The sequence below is a fragment of the Mycobacterium senriense genome (assembly GCF_019668465.1).
Classification (GTDB): Bacteria; Actinomycetota; Actinomycetes; order Mycobacteriales; family Mycobacteriaceae; genus Mycobacterium; species Mycobacterium senriense.
Genome location: NZ_AP024828.1, coordinates 4,643,452 through 4,666,333, shown reverse-complemented (window position 1 = coordinate 4,666,333; position 22,882 = coordinate 4,643,452). Strand labels below are relative to the sequence as shown.

Sequence of the window (22,882 nt, the reverse complement as noted above, 5' to 3'; positions counted from 1 at the left end):
CACAGTACAGGGCTGCGCGGCAGGGTATGCCGCGCAGCGTCCTGGGGGAACTGGCCTGCTATTCGAGTTGATCGCGCAGGCTGCTCAGCGTGTTTGCCAGGATGCGGGACACCTGCATCTGTGACACGCCGATCCGCTCCGCGATCTGGCTTTGCGTCATGGCTTCGAAGAACCGCATGCGCAGCACCTCACGTTCACGCTGCGGGAGGGTGGCAACCAGCACCCGCAGCGCTTCCCGGTTGGTGATGTGCTCGATCTGTGGATCGATGTCACCGACCGAGTCGGCCACCGAGCGCGGCGTTCCCGAACTGTCGGCGCCCAGCGGTGCATCCAGGGAGTCGAGCCGATAGGCGTCGCCCGCGACGAGGCATTCGACGATCTCCTCGTGGGGCACCTCGAGTACCCGAGAGAGCTCGCCCGCGGTGGGCGCGCGCCCGAGCTGTTGGGACAGGTCCGCGGTCGTCCTGCTGATCTGAACGTGCAGCTCGCGCAACCGCCGTGGGACGCGCATTCCCCAGCTGTAGTCGCGGAAGTAACGCCGGACCTCGCCCATCATGGTGGGCACCGCGAACCCGATGAAGCTGGGGCCCTTCGTGGGGTCGAATCGGTTGACGGCGTTCATCAGCCCCAGCCGCGCGACCTGGATCAGATCCTCGAGACCTTCGCCGCGGCGGGCGAAGTGGCTGGCCACGTGGTCCGCCAGCGGCAGGCATCGAGAAACGATGCGTTCGCGCTGGTGGGCGAACTCGTGCGATTCGGCGGGCAACTGGTGTAGCGCCACAAACATGTCGACGACATCGTCGTATGAATCGTCGGTCCTGGTGGTACGCGGTGGCGCGGGACGAGTTGCGGAAATTACATTGGTCATCGGCCGGCGCACCCCGCGTTCACTCGAAAAATCATGTAAACGGTTGCGCGAAAACAAGTTTGCATGCTGACTCTCCTTGAGTCGTGTGCAATGGGAGGTTGCAGATCTGCGCACATCTCGCCCCCACTGCATCTCAATCCGCTGGACGGTCGTTACCCAGCGCACGAAACAAGCGCGGAGATGACTGGGGCTGGTTCGCCGGAGCCATACCAAGCTCGGTAGCCGTGCGGCTGACCGGACCGCTTTTAGCTAAACGGCGACGCGTCCATAGCGACTATACGCCCCTTCGCCTCACCGGGCGATCGCTCGGGGTAGCGGGTCCAGATAAATTTTGAACAGTTTCCAGGGTGTACCACCTGGGCCTCCGCAAACCATCGGCGCGGAGCTGACGGCCTCCCCACAATTGCCCTTATGCTCTGCTAACTGCGACGTTGGCGACGCCGGCCGCTCTGCCGACGAGGAGCCCCGGTGCTGCTGGCAAACGAATTACTCCGAGTCGATGCTACTTCTGAGCGGTGTTGCGTTATTTACCGTTGCCACCCAGGGAGACCGCCGAGGCGATTGCTATCGGGTGCACCGTCGCCGGCATCGAAGTCGACCGCAGGGTGATTACGCAGCAGGACGCCGGCGCCAACTCTTCCGAACGTCGAAGCGGGCAGGGTTGCTGACCGCATCCAGCGCGGTTGCGGCCGGGAAAGCTCGGCTTCCGTTCTCATTTCTGATTCGGCTGGGTACTGTTCGCCTAATGTTCGTGACACCGATCGGCCGCCCGGGCGCCGTTCAACTGCGAGAGAACTTCGCGCGCAACGCATTACGTGATGGCCGGCGGGGCACCCGCGGGAGCGGGCGATGAGCGGCACCGAGGCTGCGCTGGATGGCCGCGGTCTGGTGGTGTCGGGCGGAAGTCGCGGCATCGGACGAGCGGTCGCTGAGCTGCTGGGCAGCCTGGGCGCCGGTGTGGTCGTCAACGGGCGTGACGAACACGCCGTCGAGGAAACGGTCGCGGCGATCACGGCGTCGGGCGGGCAAGCCGCCGCGGTGGTCGGAGCCGCTGACAACGAGACCGTCGCGCGCTCTCTCGTCGACGAATGCCTCAGCGCGTTCGGACGACTAGACACCCTGATCAATTGCGCCGGCATCGCCGAGCCCCCCGGCTCGTCGATCCTGACAATCACCCCGGACGAGTTCGATCGGCTGATCAGTGGCCACCTCGGCACGGCCTTCCACACCTGCCGGGTGGCCGCCCCGGTGCTGGCCGAGCAGGGGCACGGAGCCATCGTCAACACCGGTTCGGTGGCGTATCTGGGTGACTACGGCGGGACGGGATATCCGGCCGGCAAGGGCGCCGTCAACGGCCTGACGATGGCCATCGCCGCCGAACTGAAGCCCTACGGCGTGCGGGCCAACGTGGTCTGTCCCGGCGCCAGGACGCGGCTGTCGACCGGAGCCGCATACGAGCGACACATTGAAGATCTGCACCGCCGTGGGCTGCTCGACGAGATGACCATGCGGGCATCGCTCGACAGCGCTCCACCCGAGTTCGTCGCACCGGTCTACGCTTATCTCGCCGGCGATTTGTCGCGTGACGTGACGGGCCAGATCCTAGTTGCAGCAGGCGGTTTCGTCGGCAGCTTCGACCGTCAGGCCCCGCGGGTGCTGGGCTACCGTGACCACCATCAGGCCGGGCCGTGGTCGGTGCACGACGTGCACAACATGATCGATGGAAGGGCGAATGACGGGCGCGCCTCCGGCGCCTGACGAGAGCGAGTCTTACGAGAGCCGGTTGGCGGCGAAATCGGCCGCCTGGTCCACCATCCCGGCCTCGACGTACTGGCGGTGCGCGGCGGGGTTGCCCGCCCCGGAGCAGACCGGGTCGCCGGGGACACACAACTCGAGCGTTTTCGCCGAATACAGCGGCCCGATGTCGACCGGCGGCTGGTTGATGATGCTCATGAACTGACTCGACGGCTTGCCGAACAGCGTCACCGCGGCCACGTGGCTGGCCACTTCGGCCGGCATCGGCTGGAGCGCCCGCACCAGGTGCACGCCGTCCGGCACAGCGCTTTCGGTCACAAAGCCCATCACCGCGGCGCCCTGCGAGTAGCCACCCAGCACCGTCTTGGTGCGGGGGCAATTCGTCGCCATCTGTTCGACGTGGCTGCCGGCGTCGCTGATGCCGTCGGCGGCGGTGGGGAAGTCGGTGGTGGCCGGATAGTTGACCGGGTACACGCCGACCGACTTACCGCCGACGTGTGAGCGCAAGGTGTCGACGAAGTTCTGGCCGATGCGGCCGACGCCGGGCGGCTCGGTGGTGCCCCGGGCGAACACGACCTCGACGTCGGGGCACGGATCCGCGGACGCCGCCGTGACCGGGCCGATGAGCAGAGTCCAAATCGGCGACAGCACAGCACAAGTCAACACAGCGAGGGGATGTGCCTGCACAGCGCGATCCTGCCACAACACGCCCGGAAGCGCGCGCTGAGCGGTCGGCCATCGCCGCAGATGTGACGGAGACCTCCTGTTCGGCGCCTGTAGACGTGTTCAGGCGGGAGGCGGTCGAGCAGCGGGACACAATGGCGAATACGTATGGCCATGGTTCGCCGCTCCCGCCCGGCCGGTCAGGAGGCTTTCGACGAGCGCCGTCGCGGTCGCGGTGGCTCCGCGGCACCCAGTGCATCCATGGCCCGGACCATCTGCGGGTAGGCGATCGCCGGCCCGATCCAGCGGGTGAGGTAGCGCCGGAGATCGGCGCCGCTGCGCGGCGGCCGTCCCGGGTCGGTCAGGAAGGAATGGAGAACACGCAGCGAGAATTCGTTCAGCTCGTCCAGGCCGGCTTCATCGAAACCGTGGTGCTCCCAGTCGACGTCGTAGCGATGGAGCATCGAACGACCAAAAGCCAGGGCGGTATCGGAGATGATCGAAACCTTCTGGGCGCCGCGGTGGCGCCGGCTGAGCACGAACTCGACCTGGTTGTCCGCGGCCAGCTCCTCGACGGCAAAAGCCATTCCCTCGGTGATGGCCACCACCGGGTCGGTGACGCCCTCCAGGTGGGCCGCCATGCGATCGAGGAAGCCGTCGGCCGACCGCATCGCGGACGCCACCAACAGGGCCTGCGTCCCGGGGAAGTATCGGTAGACGGTCTGCCGGGTCACCCCCAGTGCCCGCGCCACGTCGGCGATCCGCATCGCCGACCCACGTTCGTCGATGATCTTGTCGGCGGCGTCGAGGATGCGCTCGATCGCCTCGGCATCGGACGCCGGCGTGTTTCCTGCCCAACCGTGACTGCGCATGATTAACGGTCGGCAAACCCGCGGCCGGTGAACCCCACAGCTGGATCATAACGTCTGTTGCGACGCCATCGTTGCTGGCCAACCGCTGAGTCGTGCACTGGTGGCGCGGCAGGACAATATGCGCATTATGTATGATCACTGCGGATCCGGAGGGCTCCGGCGCGACAGAGAGGCCGACCGATGCAGTACGACACCGTGATCACCAACGGCCGCTGGTTCGACGGGACAGGCGGGCCGTCGGCGCTGCGGGACATCGGCGTACGGGACGGCCGCGTCGTGACCGTCGCCAAGGGGCCACTCGACACGACCGGAGCCCGGGTCATCGATGCGACGGGCCAGTGGGTGATTCCCGGCATCATCGACATCCACACCCACTACGACATCGAAACACTTTGTGAGCCTGCGCTTTCCGAATCGCTGCGGCACGGCGTGACGACGGTGATGCTGGGCTCCTGCTCGCTGTCCACCGTGTACCTGGACAACGTCGACGCGGGCGACATCTTCGGCCGCGTCGAGGCCATTCCGCGGCGCTACGTCATCGAACAGCTCAACGAAATCCGGTCGTGGAACAGCCCCAAGGAATATGTGGCCTCGCTCGAGCAGCTGAACCTGGGTCCCAACATCGCGGCGTTCATCGGCCACTCCGACATGCGAGCCGCGACGATGGGCCTGGACAGGGCGACCCGCAAGGACACTCGCCCGTCGGCCGCCGAACTCGCGCGGATGGAGTCGATGCTCGAGGAGGCTCTCGACGAAGGCTTCGTCGGGCTGTCCTCGCAGCAACTGATGTTCGACAAACTCGACGGTGAGGTCTGCCGGTCGCGGACCCTGCCGTCGACCTATGCGAAGCCGCGTGAACTCCGGCGCCTGAACGCGATCCTGCGGCGGCGCAACAAAATCCTGCAGTCGGGCCCCGACATCAAGAACCCGCTGTCGGTCGTGTCCCAGCTGGCCACGTCGCTCGGGGTCGGGCGTCGGCGGTTGAAGACCAGCCTGCTGTCGGCCGCCGACGTCAAGTCCCTGCCCCCGGTCATCTATCTGATGGACTGGCTCGCCCGGATGGTCAACGCGCTGGGTGCGGAATTCCGCTGGCAGCACCTGCCCGTGCCGTTCGAGGTCTACGCCGACGGGATCTCGCTGGTGATCTTCGAAGAGTTCGGCTCCGGCGCCGCGGCGCTGCACCTGCAGGACGAGATCACCCGCAACGAGCTGATGCGCGACGAGGACTACCGGCGTCAGTTCCGTAAGGACTACGACCAGAAGTACGGACCCCGGGTGTGGCACCGCGACTTCTTCGACGCCGAGATCGTGGCGTGCCCCGACGAATCGGTGGTCGGTAAGTCCTTCGGACAGGTGGGTCTGGACCGCGGCGGCCTGCATCCGGTCGACGCGTTCCTCGACCTGGTGCTCGAGCACGGCGAAAAGCTCCGCTGGCGCACCACGATCTCCAACCACCGGCCCGAATTGCTCAAGAAGCTCGCGCAAAGCGCAGGCGTTCAGATGGGATTCTCGGACGCGGGCGCGCACCTGCGCAACATGGCGTTCTACAACTCGGGCCTGCGCCTGCTGCGCCACGTGCGCGACGCCGAGAAGCAGGGTAGGCCGTTCATGTCGATGGAGCACGCAGTGCACCGGCTCACCGGTGAACTCGGTGCGTGGTACGAGCTCGATGCCGGCACGCTGCGTGAAGGCGACCGCGCCGACATCGTCATCATCAATCCGGACAAGCTCGACGAGTCACTCGAGCGGTACGCCGAGCATCCGGTCGAGTCCTACGGCGGGCTGTCGCGGATGGTGAACCGCAACGACGAGACGGTCACCGCGGTCCTGGTGTCCGGGAAACTCGCCTTCGGCGCGGGCGAGCCCTCGCCTGAGCTGGGTGAGCAGCGCCTCGGTGAATTCCTCCGGGCCGGCGGCTCGGCACGAAAGCTGGCCCACACGGGCTAGCCGCTCCTATCGCCTTTAGACACAGCGAATTTCACGCGACCGATGCGCCCAGGATGAGGTTGACGGCCTCGTCGAGCTGTCCGGAGATCTCGGCGAAGCTGACGAACCGGGCGGTCATCAGCGCGCCGGAAAAGGTCATCTGCAGCGTGGATTTCACGGCTCGGGGCCAGCCCGGACCGAGCGCGGCCCCGATCCGTTTGGACACTTCTTCGCCGATCTGCTCCCGAAGCGGCGCGACCGCCGGATCGTCGGCCATCAGGGCGGCGCCGCAGGCGGCGGTCAGCTCCGGCTCATCGGCGACCACGACCGCCATGTCCCGCAGGGTGGCGCTGACCCGGGTCTTCGTCGTGTCGTTGACGTCGGTATGCAGCGGCAGGTCGCGCAGGAAGCGCAGGTACACCGCCGCGACCAGCGCGCTCTTCGAGGGAAAGTAGGTGTAGGCGCTGGCCGTCGACACCCCGGCGCGGGTCGCCACCGCGCGCATCGTCAGGTTCGCGTACGAGGATTCCCGCAGCTCCGCCAGCCCGGCATCGAGGACCTTGCGAATGGTCTGCCCAGGGCGGCGATCCGACCGCCGGGCAGCGCCGGCACCCGTCGCCTTCCCGGCGACGACTGGGGACGACGCATCTCTAGACACCCGTCCAGTGTAGAAACGGGACCTGTCGCCAACAACAGCATCCATCCCGGTGGGCTCGCTTGCTTGCGCGACACGGGCGCCGTTTTACGGACAGCTGTCTAAAACGGGACTGACTGTCATCCGCGCACGCCGTTCTAGAGTGGCGCGTATGGGCGAAGCGGACCGGCATCGCTGGGACGAACGGTACGCGGCGAAGGGGCCGCCACTGCTGAGTTCGGTTGCGCCGCCCGCCGTTTTCGCGGGACACACGGATCTGTTTCCCACCGCCGGCAGGGCCCTCGACCTCGCCTGCGGCCAGGGGACCGGCTCGGTCTGGCTGGCCTCCCGCGGCCTGCAAGTGGTGGGGCTGGACGTCTCCCCGGTGGCGATCAGCCACGCGCGCGAGCTGGCCCAGCGCGCCGCGGTGGGCAACCGCTGTCGCTTCGACGTCGTCGATTTCGACGGCGGTCTGCCGGCGGGGGTCCCGGTCGACGTCATCCTGTGCTGCAAGTTCCGCGCCCCCCGCCTCGACCGGGCGATCATCGAACGGCTTGCGCCGGGCGGGCTGCTGGCGATCGCGGCGCTGAGCGAGGTCGGTGCGACCCCCGGCCCCTTCCGCGCCGCGGCCGGCGAGCTGCCCGCGGCCTTCGCCGGCCTGGACCTGCTCGGCGCCGACGAAGGCGACGGTCAGGCGTGGCTACTGGCCCGGCGCTGAGCGTTGACTATCGAGTGCTTCCCTGCGCACGGCTCGAGCGGCGGCGATCCAGCCGTCGCGTGGGCGTTGCCGCACGATGAGATACCACTGACTCGGTGGGGGCGGAATTGCTGTTCGGTGACCGGCTGCCGTTTCGACGGCGCCGTTGCCCGCCGGTGTTCGCTCGGTGCTGCCGAGGCGGCTGCGCGGGAGCCTTGGTGGGAGCGGGCGCCTGGTAGGGCGCGGTCTCACCGACGAGGGCTTGCACCGCCTCCGACGTCGCGGTCACCTGCTGCGGAGCGACCTTGATACCGGCCTTGCGCATCAAGGCCTGGGTGTCGTGCCGCTGCTCGGGCAGGACTACCGTGACGACGTCACCGGCGCTACCCGCCCGCGCGGTGCGTCCCGAGCGGTGCAGATAGGACTTGTGTTCGGCGGGCGGGTCGATGTGTACGACCAGTTCGACCTCGTCGACGTGCACGCCACGCGCGGCGATGTCGGTGGCCACCAGCACCCGGGCCCCGCCCGAGGAGAACATCGCCAGGTTGCGCTCGCGAGCGGGTTGAGACAGGTTGCCGTGCAAGTCGACCGACGGGACTCCCGACTCGGTGAGCTGTTTGGCGAGTTTGCGTGCCTGATGCTTGGTGCGCATGAACAGAATTCGGCGGCCAGTGCCGGATGCAAGCCGGTGCACGACTTCCTTCTTGGCCTCCGCATTGGCGACGTGGAACACGTGATGGGTCATCTCGGATACCGGCGAGTTGGCCTCGTCAACCGAGTGCAGCACCTCGTCTCGCAGGAATCGCTTCACGAGCTTGTCTACGCCGTTGTCCAGCGTTGCCGAAAACAACAGCCGCTGGCCACCATTCGGAGTGGCGGCCAGGATCCGAGTGACGCCGGGCAGAAAACCGAGATCGGCCATGTGGTCGGCTTCGTCGATGACCGTGATCTCCACGGCTTCGAGACTGATCAACCGTTGCTTCATCAGATCCTCGAGCCGACCCGGGCAGGCCACCACAATGTCGACACCGGATTTGAGGGCCGTTACCTGGCGGCTTTGTGAGACACCGCCGAAGATCGTGGTGATCCGCAGGCCGCAGGCTGCCGCCAACGGCTCGAGTGTGGCTGTGATCTGCGTCGCCAGCTCTCGGGTGGGCGCAAGCACCAACCCAGACGGTCGCGAGGGGTTCCGCTTTTTCTCCGACAGGCGGCTGACCAGCGGAATCGAGAAGGCCAGGGTCTTGCCGCTGCCCGTCTTTCCGCGACCGAGCACGTCACGACCGGCGAGCGTGTCGGGCAGGGTCTCGACCTGAATCGGGAATGGGTGTGTGATGCCTCGTTTGGCGAGCGCGTCGATCATCTGTTTGCGCACGCCAAGGTCGGCAAAGGTTTTGTCGGTAGTCACTTTTCGGTGCCTTTCAGGCATCGGTCGTGCCGGACCGCGGCGTTGTCGCGCGCGTCCTCAGCACAAGGTGGCGAGATTGCCGGAGGGCAAAATCGATCGCCGCGAGACAAGCTGGTGCGGATGCACGGATCATCTGAACGTGGTGGCTGAGCCCGAATTGCGGGGCGACACCAGTGGGATGAAGAAGCGTTCCACGACGTGGTTGACATCTTGCTTTGACGCCAACGCTGGTGCCAGCATAGCGCACCCGGTGCACGGCAATGACAAAGCGGCCTGCGCAGAGATGTGATCTCCGTCGCCGAGAGTGATCAGGATTCGAGCCGGGCCCGCACCGCCGCCATGCGTTCGGTGAGTTCGGCCTCGTCGATGACACCGCGTACTAACAGCGAATGCGCCAGCGCAACCAACCGGTTTTCCGGGTACGGCAGGTCGGCGTAAACGGTTGCCGACAGCGCGTCCTCGTCGTTGCGTCGATCGACAAAGGCGAGAACATCTGGGCCGGAAGCACTTCGATCGAGGGCATCGCACATCCCGTCAAGGCTCGTGTGCCACGGCGGTGTTGGATTGTCGACCCCGTACTTCGCGGCCATGCGGCTCCAGACCTGGTTACGCTCAACGATTTTCGTCAGTGACGTAATAGGGGAGACCCCGGTCGAATTCGAGCTTTCGGAACTGACCACCTGTTCACCCACCGAATCACTCGTCGACCGGATGGATGGCGGGTCGGGTTTCGGTGATCGCATTCGTGGTCACCCCGGCCCTGGGTAGTGCTACACCGATCAGGCAATCGCGGGTGACGATGTCGGCGAGCTGGTCCTCTGTCCAGCCATCAGTTCCTTCGGGGCGGACGGGCATCACCATGAATCGATGCTTCTGGTTCGAGTCCTCGACCCGAATCTCTACCGTTTCGGGCAGGAAGAGCCCGAATTCCGCCAGAACTTGGCGCGGCCAGCGCACGATGCGGCGACGGAAGTTCGGCGTCCGATACCACTCGGGGGAGTTGCCCAGGATCGGTCGCGGGTAGCACGAGCACAACGTGCACACGATGACATGGTGCAGCGTCGGCGTGTCGACCAGCACGTGAAAGGCCGTGAAATCGCTTGGCGTGCCAAAACCCGTGGGGTGCAGCCAGTCGACACCGACTTCCTTGCTGGCGGCAAGCGGATCCGAAACGACCATCTCCATGAACGCTGGGTCGAGCCAGGCCCGGGCCACCAGGTGGGCCGCCGGCGTCGGCCCGATCTGTTCGGCGTATTCGGTCATGCGGCGGTGGTCCTCGGCGGTGAAAATCCCTTTCTCGATGCACAATTCGCGAAGGGCGATCTCCAGGACTTCGAAATCGGTGATCTCGTCTACCATCGGCGCGGCGGTGCGATCGTGATCGTGATCGTGAACGGTCATCCTGAGGTCCTTTCGGAGAAACTCACGGCTAGCCTGCCGCTTCGAGCCAGCGCTCGGGGATCTCGGTCTGCAGCGTGTCGTTCGCGGGGCCGGTGTAGCCGTGCCAGAGCTCGGACAGATTGAACCGAACAATGTAGAACCACTCCGGTTTTTGATCGGGGCCTGCCCAGGTCTCGTCCTCGGCGGCCGGGCTTTCGTACGTGACGACGGCGATCTCACCTTTCGCGCCGCGCACGTATTCCTGGGTGCGGGTGTAAAGCAGGATCGGCAGATCCTTCACCACCACCTCGTCGCCTACTCGAAACTTGGGTGCGCCCGCCTGTCCGGCAAAAATCTGCGGATCGCCGGTGCCGACGGCGCGGATGTGGTGTTCATTGCGCGTGACCGTGGTCGGGTCACCTTCGGATTTTGGCTTGGCCTCCAACGGTTTACCCTGCAACCCGCCTTGGTATCGGGCCTTCACCTCGGCCATGCGTTCGGCCAACTCGCTCAGTCCGATGTGGTGTTTCTCGACCAGGACGCGCACGACCGCGAGCAACCAGCGCCCGTAGTAGGGAAGCCCGAGATAGATCGTGCGACCCAGATCCACGTTGCCCATCCGGCGCCGCTCCTCCGACAGCCAGATTCCGCGCCACCCGAGAACCTCGCACATGATGTAGGTGTTCTCTTCCCATATCTCGTACTGCTTGTTCTCGAATTCGAGAGGCGCGTCGGGTTCACCCCCGACGTCGTGTGGGGTCTTGGTGTAAGCGCTGAATCGATCGTGATCAATGAGATCGGGCGTGGGCGCCTCCGGAAGTTCCGGATAGGAAGTCTTCAAGCGGGCCACCAGGTCGAGCTGCCGTACCCGGTCCGAAGGAGTTGTCATAAGAGCTCCATCCGTGGTCGGTGCGCGCTTTGTTACAGCTCACTCCTCGTATCGCGATCACGCAACCGCTGAAAGAGGTACGCGGGGGGTAGTGTCCCGACAATGGAGCGGCGCGAACTCGAAGCTGTCATCTACGAACGCGAACCGCCGATCGCGCGGATCATTCTCAACCGGGTGGACAAGGCCAACACCAAGGATGCGGTCCTGGTCGGCGAGGTCGACAGCTGCCTGCACGAGGCCGACCGCGACAAGGACATCAAGGTCGTGATTCTCAAGGCGAATGGCAAGGGATTCTGCGGCGGCCACGTGGCGCGCTGGGGCCCGGATGAAAATCCCTATCCGGATTTCGGGGACACGTTCGAGGACCTCTACAAAGGCACCGCCGATCTGTTTTTGTGGCCGACCCTGTATCTGTGGGAATTCCCCAAACCGACCATTTCGCAGATCCATGGTTATTGCGTGGGCGGCGGGATCTATCTCGGCTTGCTGACCGACTTCTGCGTCGCCTCCGAGGACGCGTATTTCCAGATGCCACTCGCCCAGAGCCTCGGGGAACCCGGCGGCCACACGATGATCGAGCCGTGGCTGCTGATGAATTGGCATCGCACCATGGATTGGTTGCTGCTGGCGCCGACGCTATCTGCGCAGCAGGCTCTGGAGTGGGGCCTGCTCAACAAGGTGGTCCCGCGCGAGCAGCTCGAGGACACCGTCGAGGAGATGGCGCGCAGGATCGCCCAAATCCCGTTGACCACACTGATGGCGGTCAAGAACAACGTGAAGCGCGCGTGGGAACTGATGGGAATGCGGGTGCATCTGCAGGTCAGCCACATCTTGACGAACATGGTGGGCGCCGCGTCGGATGTGCAGGCGCGGCGGACCGAGCTGATGCAGTCGGGCATGAAGCCGCGTGAATTCGTCGACAAACCCGAGTCGCCGCCAACGTGACGGTGCCCGCTCAGCGGCTCATCTCGCCGGCGAGCCTGCGTCCCGCCGCGTGGCGGGCGGCGACGTACCCGAACACCATCGAACTGGCGATGCTCGCACCGGCCCCCGGATACGTGCGCCCCATCACGGTCGCGGTGGTGTTGCCGGTCGCGTACAAGCCGTCGATCACCCGATCGTCTTCGTCGAGAACCTGGGCGTGCTCGTTGGTGATCACGCCGCCGCACGTCCCGACGTCGGCGGGGAGCACCCGAGTCGCGTAGTACGGGGCGGTGCCCAGCGGACCGATCGCCGCGTTCGGACGGTACCCGGGGTCGCCGAGGCAGTCGTTGTAGGCCGACTGGCCCCGGCCGAAGTCGGGATCCAGCCCCCTGGCCGCGAATTGGTTGAACCGCCGGATCGTGGCCGCCAATTCGTCCGCGGGAAGGTCGATCTCGCGGGCGAGGTCGGAAATCGTCGCGGCGCGCTTGACCGCGCCGGACTCGATCAGCTCGGCGGGCAACGGCTGATTCCGCTTCAGGGGATTGGCGCTGGTGACGTATCGGCGCACGTAGCCCTCGTCGAAGATCATCCAGCACGGCACGGCCTTGTTCGCATACATCGCCTTGCCGACCTCGACGTACGAGTTGGACTCGTTGCAGAACCGCCTCCCGGTCGAGTCGACGTAGATGGCCCCGGGCCGCTGGCGTCCGGACCCCAGTGACGCGGCGACGGCGCCACCGTTGGCGATGAAAACCGAAGGCAGCCACCATGCCTCGTCCAGCAGGTCGGTCTTGGCGCCCAGCCGCATCGCCGCCTCGAGCACCTCGCCGGTGTCGCCGGCGTTGGCGATCGACCACTTCCCTTCGTTGGGCTGGTTACCGCTGTACCGGCGGCGCATCTCCTTGTTGTGGCCGAAACCGCCGGCGGCCAACAGGACTCCCCTCCGGGCCTCGACGTTCACCGGTCTCCCGTCGCGGACGACACGCACGCCGACCACCCGGCCCTCGTCGACGACCAGGTCGGCCATCGCGGCATCGGTCCACAGCGGGGGATTGCCGTCGCTGAGATCGATCAGCGCCTTGAGCATCTGAGCGATCAGCGACGCGCCATTGGTGAGGAGACGGCGTCGCCGGGCCCGCGCCAGCGCGGTGCGCAGGAATACCCGCGATGCGACGGCGAAGGCACCCGGCGCGCGGTTGAAATACTGGACGGACCGCAATTCGTTGGTCAGCACCACATATCCGTAGTTCTTGGCCAGCGGCGGCTGCACCTTGTCGCGCCAGGCGCCGAGCCTCGCGGCATCGAACGGGATACCCTCGACAGCGCGGCCAGAAGCGTTGCCGCCCTTGTGGTTCGGGTAGTAGTCGCTCCAGCCCGCACACCGGATCAGTTGGACACCCTTGCGGGTGAGGAAGTTGATCATCTCGAAGCCGGCGGTCAGGAACATCTCGCGCCGCTCGGGGGAGGAGGGCGCACCGATGTCACCGACCACGTCCGCCAGATAGGCCAGGCCGTCTTCGTGTGAGTCCGCGATGCCGTCGGCCCGCATCAACGGGTTATTCGGTAGCCAGACGATGCCGCCCGACAGCCCCGTCGAACCGCCCACCAGCGGTTGCTTTTCGATGATCAACGGTTGAAGCCCGCAATCCAGCGCGGCCAGGGCGGCGACCATGCCGCCCCCGCCGCTGCCCGCGATGACCAGGTCCGCGGAGTGGTCCCACCGAGTGGTCATGGCGCCTCCGAGCCGAAGCCGAGGTCGGCGATCGGCACATCGATGGTGGTGTTGGTCTTCTGGATGGCCGGCAGCAGGGTGGCATACGGCAGGCCCGCCAGGAAGCCGTCGATGACCCGTTCGAAATTCGAGATCAGGCCCTCGATCTGGTCGGACAGGCGCATGAATTCAAAGCCCTTGGAGTGCAACCCCTTCTGCTGCCGGGGCAGGTTGGAGAAATCCTGAGCGGGGATGGGCGGCCAGCGCGGATCATCGGGCGCCATCGGTTCGGGGGGCGTAGGTTTGCCGGCCGACGCGTCCGCCGGAAACCTGGTGAGAGACCAGATCTCGAACAACGTCTCCTCGGGCCCCAGCGGACGGATGCGATACGAGGACGCGCTGCTGTAGGTCGGCAGGATGAAGTGGTGCGGGAAGGCGAATCCGATCGCGTCGGTGATCCCGCGGCGGACCAGGTCGTTGAGATCGGGCATGGCGCTGCCGCGGGCGCGGTGCCAGTTGACGACGGCATCGTTGAGTGCGCTGCGCCACGCCGCCATCGCCGCAGCGGGGTCGGCCGGCAACTCGATGTTCTGCAGGCCCTCGGCGATCCGGATGTCGTTTTCGTGCGTCATGCCGCCCATGCCGTCGCCGAGCGTGCGCATGAAATACAAGCTGCTCGCGACGACGGGATGCACTGCCGCGGTAGGCTCGCCGGTCTGGGCGGACGGCAGCAGCTGCGGGTGGGTCTGCGGGACATGATAGCCCTCCATGAACGCCGCGCTCGCCAGTTTCCAGTTCACCGGCAGCAGGCACGATTGCCACCACTCCACGCGCAGCGAGTCCACCTGCCACGCGTCGTAGATCGACGCGAACGGCTCCATCCAGTCACGCAAAGCCGGCGCGTCGTCGTCGAGGTTGATCCACGCGCAACCACCCCATAGCTCGCAGCGCACGGACACCAGCCGCAGGTCGTCGTCGGCCATGTTCTCTGCGGCGAACGCGTCGGGCCGCAGGACGAACGTGTTGCGGCCGTCGATGCCCCAGCACCAGCCGTGAAACGGGCACACGAAGGTGCGCCGATTCCCGTTGCCCTCCACCAGCTTCACGCCGCGATGGCGGCAGGCGTTGTGGTAGGCGCGCACGGTGTCGCCGTCCACCCGGGCCACGATGATCGATTCGTCGAGGATTTCGTATTCGACGAAATCGCCGGGCTTGGGGATTTCCTCGAGCCGGCACGCCATCTGCCACACCCGTGGCCAGAACATCTCGGCTTCCAGCGCATAGAATTCCGGGTCGTAGTAGCGCTGCTTGGGGATCCGATCGGCGGTCTGGACCGCCCACGGCACCGGTAGCGGCGTCCAATTCGCCCCGGGCCGGGGCGAGGTTTGTGCGTTGGAGATCTCGTTGCCCATTCCTACAGCCATCTCGTCATCCCTTGTGTCACATCACAAGATCCGCGATACCCGTCCCTGCCAGTAACGGTCGCGGATGCGTCTCTTGTACAGCTTTCCGTTCGGGTCCCGGGGCAGCTCCCGGTCGAACTCGACGGTGCGCGGGCACTTGTACCCGGCCAGGTGAGCCCGGCAGTATTCGATGAGCTCGGCCTCGAGCTCGGGTCCGGCCACCACGCCATCGGCCGGCTGCACGACGGCCTTGACCTCTTCGCCGAAATCGTCATTGGGAACCCCGAAGACCGCCGCATCGACCAGCTTCGGGTGCATGACGAGCAGATTCTCCGCCTCCTGCGGGTAGATGTTGACCCCGCCGGACACGATCGTGAACGTGGACCGGTCGGTGAGATACAGGAACCCGTCTGAGTCGACATAGCCCATGTCGCCGAGCGATCGCCACCCGCGGTCGTTGTATACCGACGCGGTCTTGGCGGGATCCTTGAAGTATTCGAAGTCGGGCCCGCCTTCGAAATAAAGCTCACCGGATTCGCCGGCGGGCAGTTCCTGCCCGTCCTCGCCGACCACGTGCACCGGTGCCATCGGAATCCCCACCGAACCCGGATGCGCGAGCCAATCCTGCGGCCCGATCGTGGTCCCCGCGAATCCCTCGGTGCCACCGTAGTATTCGTGGATGATGGGCCCGAACCACTCCATCATCCGGTGTTTGACCTCGACCGGGCACGGCGCCGCCGCGTGAATGACGCACCGTAGGCTCGACACGTCATAGCGTTCCCGCACCGACGCGGGCAACTTGAGCATGCGCACGAACATCGTCGGCACGAACTGCGCGTGGGTCACCCGGTGGGTCTCGATCAGACGCAACACCGTTTCGGCATCGAACCTGCGCATGATGATCGCCGCGGCGCCCACCCGGTTGGCCGCCATGGTGTAATTCACCCCTGCCGCGTGATACAGCGGCGCGGGGGACAGGTACACACTCGACGGGCTCATCCCGTACTTGTGGATCAGCGCCATCTCGAGCACCGACTGCGCCCAGGATCCGTTGCCGTCGACAGGAAGCGGCCGTCGCACCGCCTTGGGCCGTCCGGTGGTGCCGGACGAATACAGCATCTCCGACCCGTCCGATGCCGGTGGGGCGTCGCCCGCCGCTGCCAACGCGTCCTCGTAGCAGTGCCAGCCCGGCAGGGGTCCGCCGACCGCGATGTGGCTTATCACCGCGGCGTTGGTCTCGCGGATGTGCGCCGCGAATTCGGGCATCGAGGCATCGACGAAGACCGCCTTGGCGTCCGAATCGTCGATGACGTAACCGACTTCGTCGGGCAGGAAATGGGTGTTCACCGCGGTGTAGTAGAGGCCGGAAAGTTGCGCGCCCCAGGTGATTTCGAAGAATTCCGGCCGGTTCGGCAGGACCACTGCCACACCGTCGCCGCGGCGCAGCCCCATCTCGTGCAGCGCCGCGGCCACCCGCTGGCTGCGGGCATGCAGTTCGCCGAACGAGATCGCACCGCCGTCGGTCACCAGTCCCGGCGACTGTGGGGCTGCGCTCGCGTGATCGGCGATGTTCATCGGTGGGCCTATGTTGCTGCGGCGCCGTCGGTCTGAGCGGCGGCCGCGGCCTGGCGGCGGGCGTGCTCGGACGGCAGCACCTTGTCCTTGAACACGGTCTGAATCAGCTGCTGCACGTCCTTGCTGATCGAGGCGAGCGCGACGAGATCGTTGGAGCTCTGCCAGTGCACCCGCATGCCCATCAGCTCCCAGGCCCGCTTCAGGTTGGCCTTGGTGAGCATCAGTGTCGTCAACGGTGCCTGGGCGATGTGGCGGGCGATCGCGTCGACACGGTCGTCGAGTTGGTCTCGCGGGACGACCTCGTTGACGAGGCCGACCTCCAGCGCCTTCTTGGCGTCGATCACCTCCGCGGTGAACAGGTAGTAGGCGGCGCGGCGCCAGTTCATGAACACCCAAGGCTCGATGGAACATTCGCCGGACGGCATGCCGAACCCCTGTAGCGGCGGATAGGAGAAGTACGCGTCCTCCGACGCGATGACGATGTCGGTGGTCAGGCCCATGTGCGTGCCGCCGCCTACGCAGTAGCCGTGCACCTGCGCGATGGTGGGCTTGGAGAACTCCCACAGGTTCAGGGTGGGCTTGACGAACAGGTCCGACTGCGCCTTCCACGGGTGGCCCGTCACCATGGCGTTCTCCACGAACGACGGGTAGTCGACGGCGTTGTTGCCGATCGCGTGGCCGGAGCAGAAGCCCTTGCCGTTGGCCTTGAGTACCAGCACCTTGATGTCGTAGTCGCGGTCGGCGTCCAGCAGTGCGGCGTCGACCTCTTCGGCCAGTTTCTGGTCCTGGGCGTTGGCCTTCTCCGGCCAGTTCAGGGTTATGCGGGCGACGGGTCCCGTTTTTTCGTAGATGATTCTCTCGCGGGTCTCGTTGAGATCCATAGGGCTTACCCTTCCTCGTTAGGACGTGATGACACCGATTTCGGCGCCGATGTCATAGGTGGTCCCGACCTGACCCGTCCAACACACGGTGCCGGACGCTCCCGCTTCGATCTCCTGTTCCACTTTCTCGGTGGCGATCACGTAGATCGGCGTGCCCGCCTCGACGTGCTCACCGGCGCCGACGAGCAGCCCGGTCAGTTCGGCCTCGGACACGGCCACGGAGACCCGGGGTATGCGAATGATGAAGTCAGCCATGCACCTTTGCCTTCTCACATGCGCGCTGGGCCGCCGCCACGATGCGCGCCGGCGACGGATACACCTGTGCCTCGAGCGTCGCCGCGGCCGGGTTGGGCGCGAACCGCGCGGCTACCCGCTCGATCGGCGCGGCGAGTTCGCCGAATAATTCGGTGGACAGCGTCGCGGCGATTTCGGCTCCCGGACCGCCGAATTGGACCGCGTCGTGCACGATGACGGCCCGGCGGGTGCGCCGGACGGATTCGACGATGGTCTCGACATCGAGCGGCACCAGGGTGCGCAGGTCGACGACCTCGGCGCTGACACCCTGCTCGGCCAGCGTGACCGCGGCGGTGAGCGCGTCGTGCACGCAGCGTCCGTAGCCGATCAGGCTCACGTCGGTGCCGGGTCGCTTGATCTCGGCCTGGCCCAACGGAATCGAGAAGCCGGGTTCGACGGGGACGGGACCCTTCTTGCTCTGCAACCGGATGGTCTCGACGAACAGGCAGGGATCGGGGTCGAAGATCGCCGACGTCAGCAGCCCCTTGCCGTCGCGCGGGGTGGACGGCACGATCACCTTCATCCCCGGGATGTGCATGAACCACGCTTCCAGGCTCTGCGAATGTGTCGCGCCGGTCGCCAGGCCGGCGTACACCTGGGTGCGAACGGTGATCGGTGCCGACGTGCGTCCGGCCGTCATGAACCGCAATTTGGCGGCGTTGTTGATCAGCTGATCGGCGGCGATGCCGATGAAATCCATGATCATGATCTCGGCCACGGGCAGCAGGCCGTCGATGGCGGCCCCGATGGCCGCACCCAGGATCGCGGCCTCCGAAATCGGGGTGTCCAGGACACGTTCGTGGCCGTACTTCGTCGACAGCCCCGCGGTCGGACCGGATGCGCCGGGATCGGCGATGTCCTCGCCGAGCAGAAACACCCGATCGTCGGCCGCGAGCGCCTGATCCAGTGCGAGGTTCAGCGCCTCGCGCATCGTCATCTCTTTGTCGTCCATGCCTCTACACCGGGAACTTGATCGGGGTTGCGTACACGTCTCGGTCGAGCTCGGCCTCCGTCGGGGAATCCGCGTTCATCACGGTCTGCAGCGCGGATTCGACCGTCGCCAGCGCCTCGTCGTCGATCCGCGCGAGTTCGTCTTCGCCGCACACGCCGGCGTCGGCGAGATGCCGGCGGAAGCGCGGCACCGGGTCGGCGGCCATCGCCGCTTCGAGTTGTTCCTCAGGGATGTAGGGCATCCGGTCGCCGAAGTAGTGGCCGCGGAATCGGAATGTCACGCACTCGACGAAGGTGGGGCCGGCACCGTCGCGGGCCCGCCTAAGCGCCTCGTCGAGCGTGGCTTTGACCGCCAGTGGGTCGTTGCCGTCGACGCGCACACCCGGCATCCCGTATCCGGCGGCTCGATCGGCCACCCGGTCGAGCTTCATGGTGTCGCCGGTCGGTGTCATCTCGGCGTACAGGTTGTTCTGGCAGACGAACACCATCGGCAGATCCCACAGGGCGGCCATGTTGGCCGCCTCGTGGAAGGAACCGGTGTTGGTGGCGCCGTCACCGAAGCTCACCACGGTGACTCGATCGAGCCGCTTGCGCTTGGCGGCCATCGCCAGCCCCACGGCCACCGGCGGCCCGGCCCCGACGATGCCGGTCGAAAGCATCACGCCGACCTCGGGTTTGGCGATGTGCATGGTGCCGCCCTTGCCCCGGCTCGCGCCGACAGTGCGGCCCATCATTTCGCCGTAGATCTCCTCGAGCGGCACCCCCTTGCCGATGAGATCGTGCAGTCCGCGGTAGGTGGTCACCAGCTGATCGTCGGGCCGCAGCGCGACACCCATCGCGGCGGCGATCGCCTCCTGGCCGCGCGATGGCCAATACACGCACATGAACTCCCCGGTGCCGATTCCCTTGGACAGCCGGTCGTCGGCCGCCTTCATCAGCACCATGAGCGCGTAGAGGCGCCGTTGGACGGAGCGGTCGTCGATCATCGCGTAGTCCCGTTGCGGCGCAGTCTGTTTGGTGCGATGGCGGTCATGCGCCCGACCATGGCTTGACCTTGAGGAAACCGCCGCCGTCCACGCGAAGCTGCTGGCCGGTGATATAGCGGGCGGCGTCGGAGGCGAGGAACAGCACCGCCTCACTGATGTCCTCGGGCTCGACGTAGGGGATCGGCATCGCCTGGACGAACGGGAAGATGGGTTCGGCGTCCTCACGGGTCGGTTCCTTCAGGTCGGGCCGGAAGGCACGGTACATCGGCGGGCTGTGCAACATGTCGGTGTTGACGTTCGTGGGATGCACCGCGTTCATCCGGATGGAGAACGGGGCGAGCGCCAGGGCGAAGTCGTTGACATAGTGCGCAGCAGCCAATTTCGCGAAGGCATAGCCGGCCCCGCCGGGGCCGCCGTCGATGCCGGTGGTGTTCATCGACGACATGAATGCCGCGTTGGAACCGATGACGACGATCGATGCGCCGGCCTGCAGGTGTTTGAGGCTGGCGTGGACGAGGTTGAGCACGCCCACCAAATCCACGTCCACCGCGTCGGCGAAAGCCTTCGGTGGCAGGCCCGCCGTCAGTGGGCAGATGCCGGCGTTGGCCACCACGACGTCGAGGTGCCCGAATTCGGCGACGCCCTCGTCGATGGCCGCGGACAGGGCGACGCGGTCGCGGACGTCGGCGATCGCGGTGTAGGCGCGCTGGCCCTCCTTCTCCACCAGCCGAGCCGTTTCGTCCAGGTCCTCGGGGCGGGCCAGGGGATACTCATTGGTGTCGATGTCCGTGCAGAGGTCCACGGCGATGATGTCGGCACCCTCGGCGGCCAGCATTCGCGCATGTGAACGGCCCTGACCGCGCGCGGCGCCACTGATCACGGCAACCTTGCCCGTCACTCTGCCCATCGCCCGTCCTTCGTCCGTGTGTCTACATCACGACCCGCATTGGGGCCCAACGCCATTCGTCATCACGACTGATACCGCGGCGGGACTGAATCGACTTCTCGCCCGTCTGCGCGGCATCGCGGCGCGCGGTCACCGCGGCGGGCGTCGGAATGCGACCTTCGGTCGGCTCCATCGCATCACTTCCACGAAAAACTGCGCTGACCTGCAGATGGGCTATCACTACGCCCAAGACTAGCTAGAATATCTAAAATAGCAAGGAATGGTCGCGACGAGGGGATTGGCGATGTCTGACGTGCACGGCGGAGTCCTTCGGGGCGTGCGGGTGGTCGAGTTGGCGTCGTGGACCTACGTGCCGTCCGCCGGTGCCGCCCTGTCGGACTGGGGCGCCGACGTCATCAAGGTGGAAGGCGTCGTCACCGGGGATCCCGGCCGCGCGCTGGTCGTCGGCGGATTCACCCGGCAGGCTGCCCGCCCGGACGCCGACTTCATTCTCGAGCTGGGCAACCGGGGCAAGCGCAGCATCGCCATCGACATCAAGTCGGAAACGGGTCGCGAGCTGTTCGGCCGGCTGCTGGCCAGTGCCGATGTGTTCTTGACCAATTGGCTGCCCGGCGCACTCGAGCGGGCCCGGCTGACCGTCGACGACATCCGCGCGTTCAACCCGAAGATCATCATCGCGCGCGGCACCGGGCTGGGGGTCCGTGGGCCCGACCGCGATCGCGGCGGATTCGATGCGGCGACGTATCTGGCGCGCGGCGGGGTCGCCTACACGCTCACCCCATTCGGCAGCGAGACGCCCGCGGTCCAGGGGCCCGGCTTCGGCGACCTGCAGGGCGGGGCGACGCTGGCCGGCGGCGTGTGCGCCGCGCTGTTTCACCGGGAACGCACCGGCGAACCGACGATTGTCGACTCTTCACTGCTGGCGCAGGCGATGTGGTCGATAGCGCCGTCGATATGTGCGGCCGACTTCTTCGATATCGATGGGATCCCGGGCGCACCACCGGGCCTGGCCATCAACCCGCTGGTCAACCGCTACAAGACGAAAGACGACAGGTGGATCCAGCTGGTGTTCTTACAGCCCGACAAATTCTGGGTGGGCTTCTGCGCGCGCATGGGTCTGCCCGAGCTGGCCGACGACGAGCGATTCGTCCCGGCCGGCAACCTGATCGCCAACGCGGCAGCGGCCACCGAGCTGCTGGCGACCACCTTTGCCCGTCACGACCTTGCGCACTGGCAGGCGGTGCTCGCGGACGAGCCGGGCGTGTGGGGTGCGCTGGCAACGCCACGGGAAACCCTCAACGACCCGCAAGTGGAACCCAATGGATATGTGATCACCAATGTCGACGATCACGGTGAGAAATACCGAATCGTCGCCGCGCCAGTCCAATTCGATGAGACGCCACCGTCTCCCGCGCGCGCCCCGGAGCACGGGCAACACACCGAAGAGATCCTGCTGGAACTGGACGTCGACTGGGACGATATCGCCAAGGCGAAGGAGGCCAAGGCGATCCTGTAGCGATCCCGGCGGACGGGGTCAGCAGTTGATCAGGCCGCTTCACCGCCTGTTTCGCTACCATGTGTCGCGAATTTTGTTGATGAGCGGCCGATTTCGAAACGGTCACAGCCGCATATCAATGTCAACGATGGACTGGCACAACCCGACGGATCCGCAAATCATTGCACAGGGCGCCTTTTGGGGATTGCGGCCGCGACGAAGCGTAACGCACGAATTCCTGCCGCTATGCGAATAGTGGTTTCCGCGAGGGCGCAGCAGGAGGTATCAACAACATGACCACGAACTGGGTTCCTGCCCAAACTTCGTGCGGCCCGAACTCCGGCCGCATCCTCGACACCGCTCGGGGCATCCTCATCGGTCTTCGCCGGTGTCCTTCCGACGCCGCTCTGGACGAATTGCACAACGCGGCAATCCGGCACAAAGTACCGGTATTCGCCATGGCGTGGGCGCTCGTCCACCTGGCGGGCGACGGCGAGAAGACTCCCAGCTTCGTCGACGCGCAGTCCGCGGCCCGCCACGAGTGGGGGCCGCTGTTCAAATCCGCCGCGCTGACCTGTTGAGCGCGCGCCAAGACGTTGGGGCGGCCGAGCTTTCGAGGGGTATCCCGGCCGCCTCCAACTACAACTACATCGACGGCAACATCGA

23 protein-coding genes are annotated in these 22,882 nt (G+C 66.1%); 6 read left to right on the top strand and 17 right to left on the bottom strand.

Annotated elements, in window-relative coordinates; genetic code table 11:
* Positions 1 to 58: 58 nt before the first annotated feature.
* A complete protein-coding gene (locus tag MTY59_RS21890) occupies positions 59 to 868 on the bottom strand; it encodes a SigB/SigF/SigG family RNA polymerase sigma factor (RefSeq protein WP_221043015.1) in 810 nt (269 codons plus the stop codon).
* An 849-nt stretch (positions 869 to 1,717) separates the two neighbouring features.
* On the opposite strand from MTY59_RS21890, the gene MTY59_RS21885 reads away from it, so the two are divergent.
* Positions 1,718 to 2,626: an SDR family NAD(P)-dependent oxidoreductase gene (locus MTY59_RS21885; RefSeq protein WP_221043014.1), complete on the top strand. Its 909-nt coding sequence runs from the start codon at positions 1,718 to 1,720 to the stop codon at positions 2,624 to 2,626.
* A gap of 12 nt (positions 2,627 to 2,638) precedes the next feature.
* Here MTY59_RS21885 and MTY59_RS21880 read toward each other — a convergent pair whose 3' ends face one another.
* Positions 2,639 to 3,274: a cutinase family protein gene (locus MTY59_RS21880; RefSeq protein WP_284145234.1), complete on the bottom strand. Its 636-nt coding sequence runs from the start codon at positions 3,272 to 3,274 to the stop codon at positions 2,639 to 2,641.
* Between the two features lie 212 nt (positions 3,275 to 3,486).
* On the bottom strand, positions 3,487 to 4,158 hold the full coding sequence (locus MTY59_RS21875) for a TetR/AcrR family transcriptional regulator (protein ID WP_221043013.1): 672 nt from the start codon (positions 4,156 to 4,158) through the stop codon (positions 3,487 to 3,489).
* Positions 4,159 to 4,338: 180 nt separating this feature from the next.
* Between MTY59_RS21875 and MTY59_RS21870 the strand changes: the two genes are divergently transcribed.
* Positions 4,339 to 6,105: an N-acyl-D-amino-acid deacylase family protein gene (locus tag MTY59_RS21870; RefSeq protein WP_221043012.1), complete on the top strand. Its 1,767-nt coding sequence runs from the start codon at positions 4,339 to 4,341 to the stop codon at positions 6,103 to 6,105.
* A 31-nt stretch (positions 6,106 to 6,136) separates the two neighbouring features.
* Here the strand turns inward: MTY59_RS21870 and MTY59_RS21865 are convergent, their stop codons facing one another.
* Positions 6,137 to 6,787: a TetR/AcrR family transcriptional regulator gene (locus MTY59_RS21865; protein WP_431190726.1), complete on the bottom strand. Its 651-nt coding sequence runs from the start codon at positions 6,785 to 6,787 to the stop codon at positions 6,137 to 6,139.
* A gap of 103 nt (positions 6,788 to 6,890) precedes the next feature.
* Between MTY59_RS21865 and MTY59_RS21860 the strand changes: the two genes are divergently transcribed.
* The gene (locus MTY59_RS21860) at positions 6,891 to 7,436 is read left to right on the top strand and encodes a class I SAM-dependent methyltransferase (protein ID WP_221043010.1); all 546 of its coding nucleotides are present in this window, start codon (positions 6,891 to 6,893) and stop codon (positions 7,434 to 7,436) included.
* A 7-nt stretch (positions 7,437 to 7,443) separates the two neighbouring features.
* On the opposite strand, the gene MTY59_RS21855 is transcribed toward MTY59_RS21860, so the two are convergent.
* From MTY59_RS21855 to MTY59_RS21840, 4 genes are all read right to left on the bottom strand, one after another.
* Positions 7,444 to 8,820: a DEAD/DEAH box helicase gene (locus tag MTY59_RS21855; RefSeq protein WP_221043009.1), complete on the bottom strand. Its 1,377-nt coding sequence runs from the start codon at positions 8,818 to 8,820 to the stop codon at positions 7,444 to 7,446.
* A gap of 308 nt (positions 8,821 to 9,128) precedes the next feature.
* Positions 9,129 to 9,410, bottom strand: coding sequence for a nitrile hydratase subunit beta (locus MTY59_RS21850; RefSeq protein WP_250160894.1), 282 nt, complete (start codon positions 9,408 to 9,410; stop codon positions 9,129 to 9,131).
* 106 nt (positions 9,411 to 9,516) lie between these two features.
* Positions 9,517 to 10,221, bottom strand: coding sequence for a thiocyanate hydrolase subunit gamma (scnC, locus tag MTY59_RS21845; protein WP_221043008.1), 705 nt, complete (start codon positions 10,219 to 10,221; stop codon positions 9,517 to 9,519).
* A 28-nt stretch (positions 10,222 to 10,249) separates the two neighbouring features.
* Positions 10,250 to 11,089 (bottom strand): SH3-like domain-containing protein, encoded by an 840-nt coding sequence (locus tag MTY59_RS21840; protein WP_221043007.1) that lies wholly within the window; start codon positions 11,087 to 11,089, stop codon positions 10,250 to 10,252.
* Between the two features lie 102 nt (positions 11,090 to 11,191).
* Between MTY59_RS21840 and MTY59_RS21835 the strand changes: the two genes are divergently transcribed.
* On the top strand, positions 11,192 to 12,034 hold the full coding sequence (locus MTY59_RS21835) for an enoyl-CoA hydratase-related protein (RefSeq protein ID WP_221043006.1): 843 nt from the start codon (positions 11,192 to 11,194) through the stop codon (positions 12,032 to 12,034).
* A gap of 10 nt (positions 12,035 to 12,044) precedes the next feature.
* On the opposite strand, the gene MTY59_RS21830 is transcribed toward MTY59_RS21835, so the two are convergent.
* The 9 genes from MTY59_RS21830 to MTY59_RS21790 are packed head-to-tail and all read right to left on the bottom strand — an operon-like array spanning position 12,045 to position 20,893.
* A complete protein-coding gene (locus tag MTY59_RS21830; RefSeq protein WP_221043005.1) occupies positions 12,045 to 13,745 on the bottom strand; it encodes an FAD-binding protein in 1,701 nt (566 codons plus the stop codon).
* Positions 13,742 to 15,136, bottom strand: coding sequence for an aromatic ring-hydroxylating oxygenase subunit alpha (locus MTY59_RS21825; RefSeq protein WP_221046577.1), 1,395 nt, complete (start codon positions 15,134 to 15,136; stop codon positions 13,742 to 13,744). Before MTY59_RS21825 ends, MTY59_RS21830 begins: the two co-directional genes overlap by 4 nt.
* A gap of 33 nt (positions 15,137 to 15,169) precedes the next feature.
* Positions 15,170 to 16,702: an acyl-CoA synthetase gene (locus tag MTY59_RS21820; RefSeq protein ID WP_221043004.1), complete on the bottom strand. Its 1,533-nt coding sequence runs from the start codon at positions 16,700 to 16,702 to the stop codon at positions 15,170 to 15,172.
* Between the two features lie 8 nt (positions 16,703 to 16,710).
* Positions 16,711 to 17,583: an enoyl-CoA hydratase-related protein gene (locus MTY59_RS21815; RefSeq protein ID WP_221043003.1), complete on the bottom strand. Its 873-nt coding sequence runs from the start codon at positions 17,581 to 17,583 to the stop codon at positions 16,711 to 16,713.
* 18 nt (positions 17,584 to 17,601) lie between these two features.
* A complete protein-coding gene (locus MTY59_RS21810; protein ID WP_221043002.1) occupies positions 17,602 to 17,838 on the bottom strand; it encodes a biotin/lipoyl-containing protein in 237 nt (78 codons plus the stop codon).
* Entirely contained in the window at positions 17,831 to 18,829 is a 999-nt protein-coding gene (locus tag MTY59_RS21805; protein WP_221043001.1) for an alpha-ketoacid dehydrogenase subunit beta, read from the bottom strand. The genes MTY59_RS21810 and MTY59_RS21805 overlap by 8 nt, the downstream gene beginning before the upstream one ends.
* A 4-nt stretch (positions 18,830 to 18,833) precedes the next feature.
* Positions 18,834 to 19,814, bottom strand: a complete 981-nt coding sequence (locus MTY59_RS21800) for a thiamine pyrophosphate-dependent dehydrogenase E1 component subunit alpha (RefSeq protein ID WP_221043000.1) — start codon at positions 19,812 to 19,814, stop codon at positions 18,834 to 18,836.
* 43 nt (positions 19,815 to 19,857) lie between these two features.
* On the bottom strand, positions 19,858 to 20,721 hold the full coding sequence (locus tag MTY59_RS21795; protein WP_221042999.1) for a mycofactocin-coupled SDR family oxidoreductase: 864 nt from the start codon (positions 20,719 to 20,721) through the stop codon (positions 19,858 to 19,860).
* Between the two features lie 22 nt (positions 20,722 to 20,743).
* On the bottom strand, positions 20,744 to 20,893 hold the full coding sequence (locus MTY59_RS21790; protein WP_221042998.1) for a hypothetical protein: 150 nt from the start codon (positions 20,891 to 20,893) through the stop codon (positions 20,744 to 20,746).
* Between the two features lie 111 nt (positions 20,894 to 21,004).
* Here MTY59_RS21790 and MTY59_RS21785 point away from each other — a divergent pair, with 111 nt between their 5' ends.
* Both MTY59_RS21785 and MTY59_RS21780 read left to right on the top strand, forming a co-directional pair.
* A complete protein-coding gene (locus MTY59_RS21785) occupies positions 21,005 to 22,237 on the top strand; it encodes a CaiB/BaiF CoA transferase family protein (protein WP_221042997.1) in 1,233 nt (410 codons plus the stop codon).
* A gap of 272 nt (positions 22,238 to 22,509) precedes the next feature.
* Complete coding sequence (locus MTY59_RS21780) at positions 22,510 to 22,797, top strand: ANTAR domain-containing protein (protein ID WP_221042996.1); 288 nt, start codon at positions 22,510 to 22,512, stop codon at positions 22,795 to 22,797.
* Positions 22,798 to 22,882: the final 85 nt, after the last annotated feature.

What these genes read in the sequence shown, in the direction of transcription:
- MTY59_RS21890 (WP_221043015.1), bottom strand. Translation starts at nt 868, where the DNA reads ATGACCAATGTAATTTCCGCAACTCGTCCCGCGCCACCGCGTACCACC.
- MTY59_RS21885 (WP_221043014.1), top strand. Translation starts at nt 1,718, where the DNA reads ATGAGCGGCACCGAGGCTGCGCTGGATGGCCGCGGTCTGGTGGTGTCG.
- MTY59_RS21875 (WP_221043013.1), bottom strand. Translation starts at nt 4,158, where the DNA reads ATGCGCAGTCACGGTTGGGCAGGAAACACGCCGGCGTCCGATGCCGAG.
- MTY59_RS21870 (WP_221043012.1), top strand. Translation starts at nt 4,339, where the DNA reads ATGCAGTACGACACCGTGATCACCAACGGCCGCTGGTTCGACGGGACA.
- MTY59_RS21865 (WP_431190726.1), bottom strand. Translation starts at nt 6,787, where the DNA reads ATGGATGCTGTTGTTGGCGACAGGTCCCGTTTCTACACTGGACGGGTG.
- MTY59_RS21860 (WP_221043010.1), top strand. Translation starts at nt 6,891, where the DNA reads ATGGGCGAAGCGGACCGGCATCGCTGGGACGAACGGTACGCGGCGAAG.
- MTY59_RS21850 (WP_250160894.1), bottom strand. Translation starts at nt 9,410, where the DNA reads ATGGCCGCGAAGTACGGGGTCGACAATCCAACACCGCCGTGGCACACG.
- scnC (WP_221043008.1), bottom strand. Translation starts at nt 10,221, where the DNA reads ATGACCGTTCACGATCACGATCACGATCGCACCGCCGCGCCGATGGTA.
- MTY59_RS21840 (WP_221043007.1), bottom strand. Translation starts at nt 11,089, where the DNA reads ATGACAACTCCTTCGGACCGGGTACGGCAGCTCGACCTGGTGGCCCGC.
- MTY59_RS21835 (WP_221043006.1), top strand. Translation starts at nt 11,192, where the DNA reads ATGGAGCGGCGCGAACTCGAAGCTGTCATCTACGAACGCGAACCGCCG.
- MTY59_RS21830 (WP_221043005.1), bottom strand. Translation starts at nt 13,745, where the DNA reads ATGACCACTCGGTGGGACCACTCCGCGGACCTGGTCATCGCGGGCAGC.
- MTY59_RS21825 (WP_221046577.1), bottom strand. Translation starts at nt 15,136, where the DNA reads ATGGGCAACGAGATCTCCAACGCACAAACCTCGCCCCGGCCCGGGGCG.
- MTY59_RS21820 (WP_221043004.1), bottom strand. Translation starts at nt 16,702, where the DNA reads ATGAACATCGCCGATCACGCGAGCGCAGCCCCACAGTCGCCGGGACTG.
- MTY59_RS21815 (WP_221043003.1), bottom strand. Translation starts at nt 17,583, where the DNA reads ATGGATCTCAACGAGACCCGCGAGAGAATCATCTACGAAAAAACGGGA.
- MTY59_RS21810 (WP_221043002.1), bottom strand. Translation starts at nt 17,838, where the DNA reads ATGGCTGACTTCATCATTCGCATACCCCGGGTCTCCGTGGCCGTGTCC.
- MTY59_RS21805 (WP_221043001.1), bottom strand. Translation starts at nt 18,829, where the DNA reads ATGGACGACAAAGAGATGACGATGCGCGAGGCGCTGAACCTCGCACTG.
- MTY59_RS21800 (WP_221043000.1), bottom strand. Translation starts at nt 19,814, where the DNA reads ATGATCGACGACCGCTCCGTCCAACGGCGCCTCTACGCGCTCATGGTG.
- MTY59_RS21795 (WP_221042999.1), bottom strand. Translation starts at nt 20,721, where the DNA reads ATGGGCAGAGTGACGGGCAAGGTTGCCGTGATCAGTGGCGCCGCGCGC.
- MTY59_RS21790 (WP_221042998.1), bottom strand. Translation starts at nt 20,893, where the DNA reads ATGGAGCCGACCGAAGGTCGCATTCCGACGCCCGCCGCGGTGACCGCG.
- MTY59_RS21785 (WP_221042997.1), top strand. Translation starts at nt 21,005, where the DNA reads ATGTCTGACGTGCACGGCGGAGTCCTTCGGGGCGTGCGGGTGGTCGAG.
- MTY59_RS21780 (WP_221042996.1), top strand. Translation starts at nt 22,510, where the DNA reads ATGACCACGAACTGGGTTCCTGCCCAAACTTCGTGCGGCCCGAACTCC.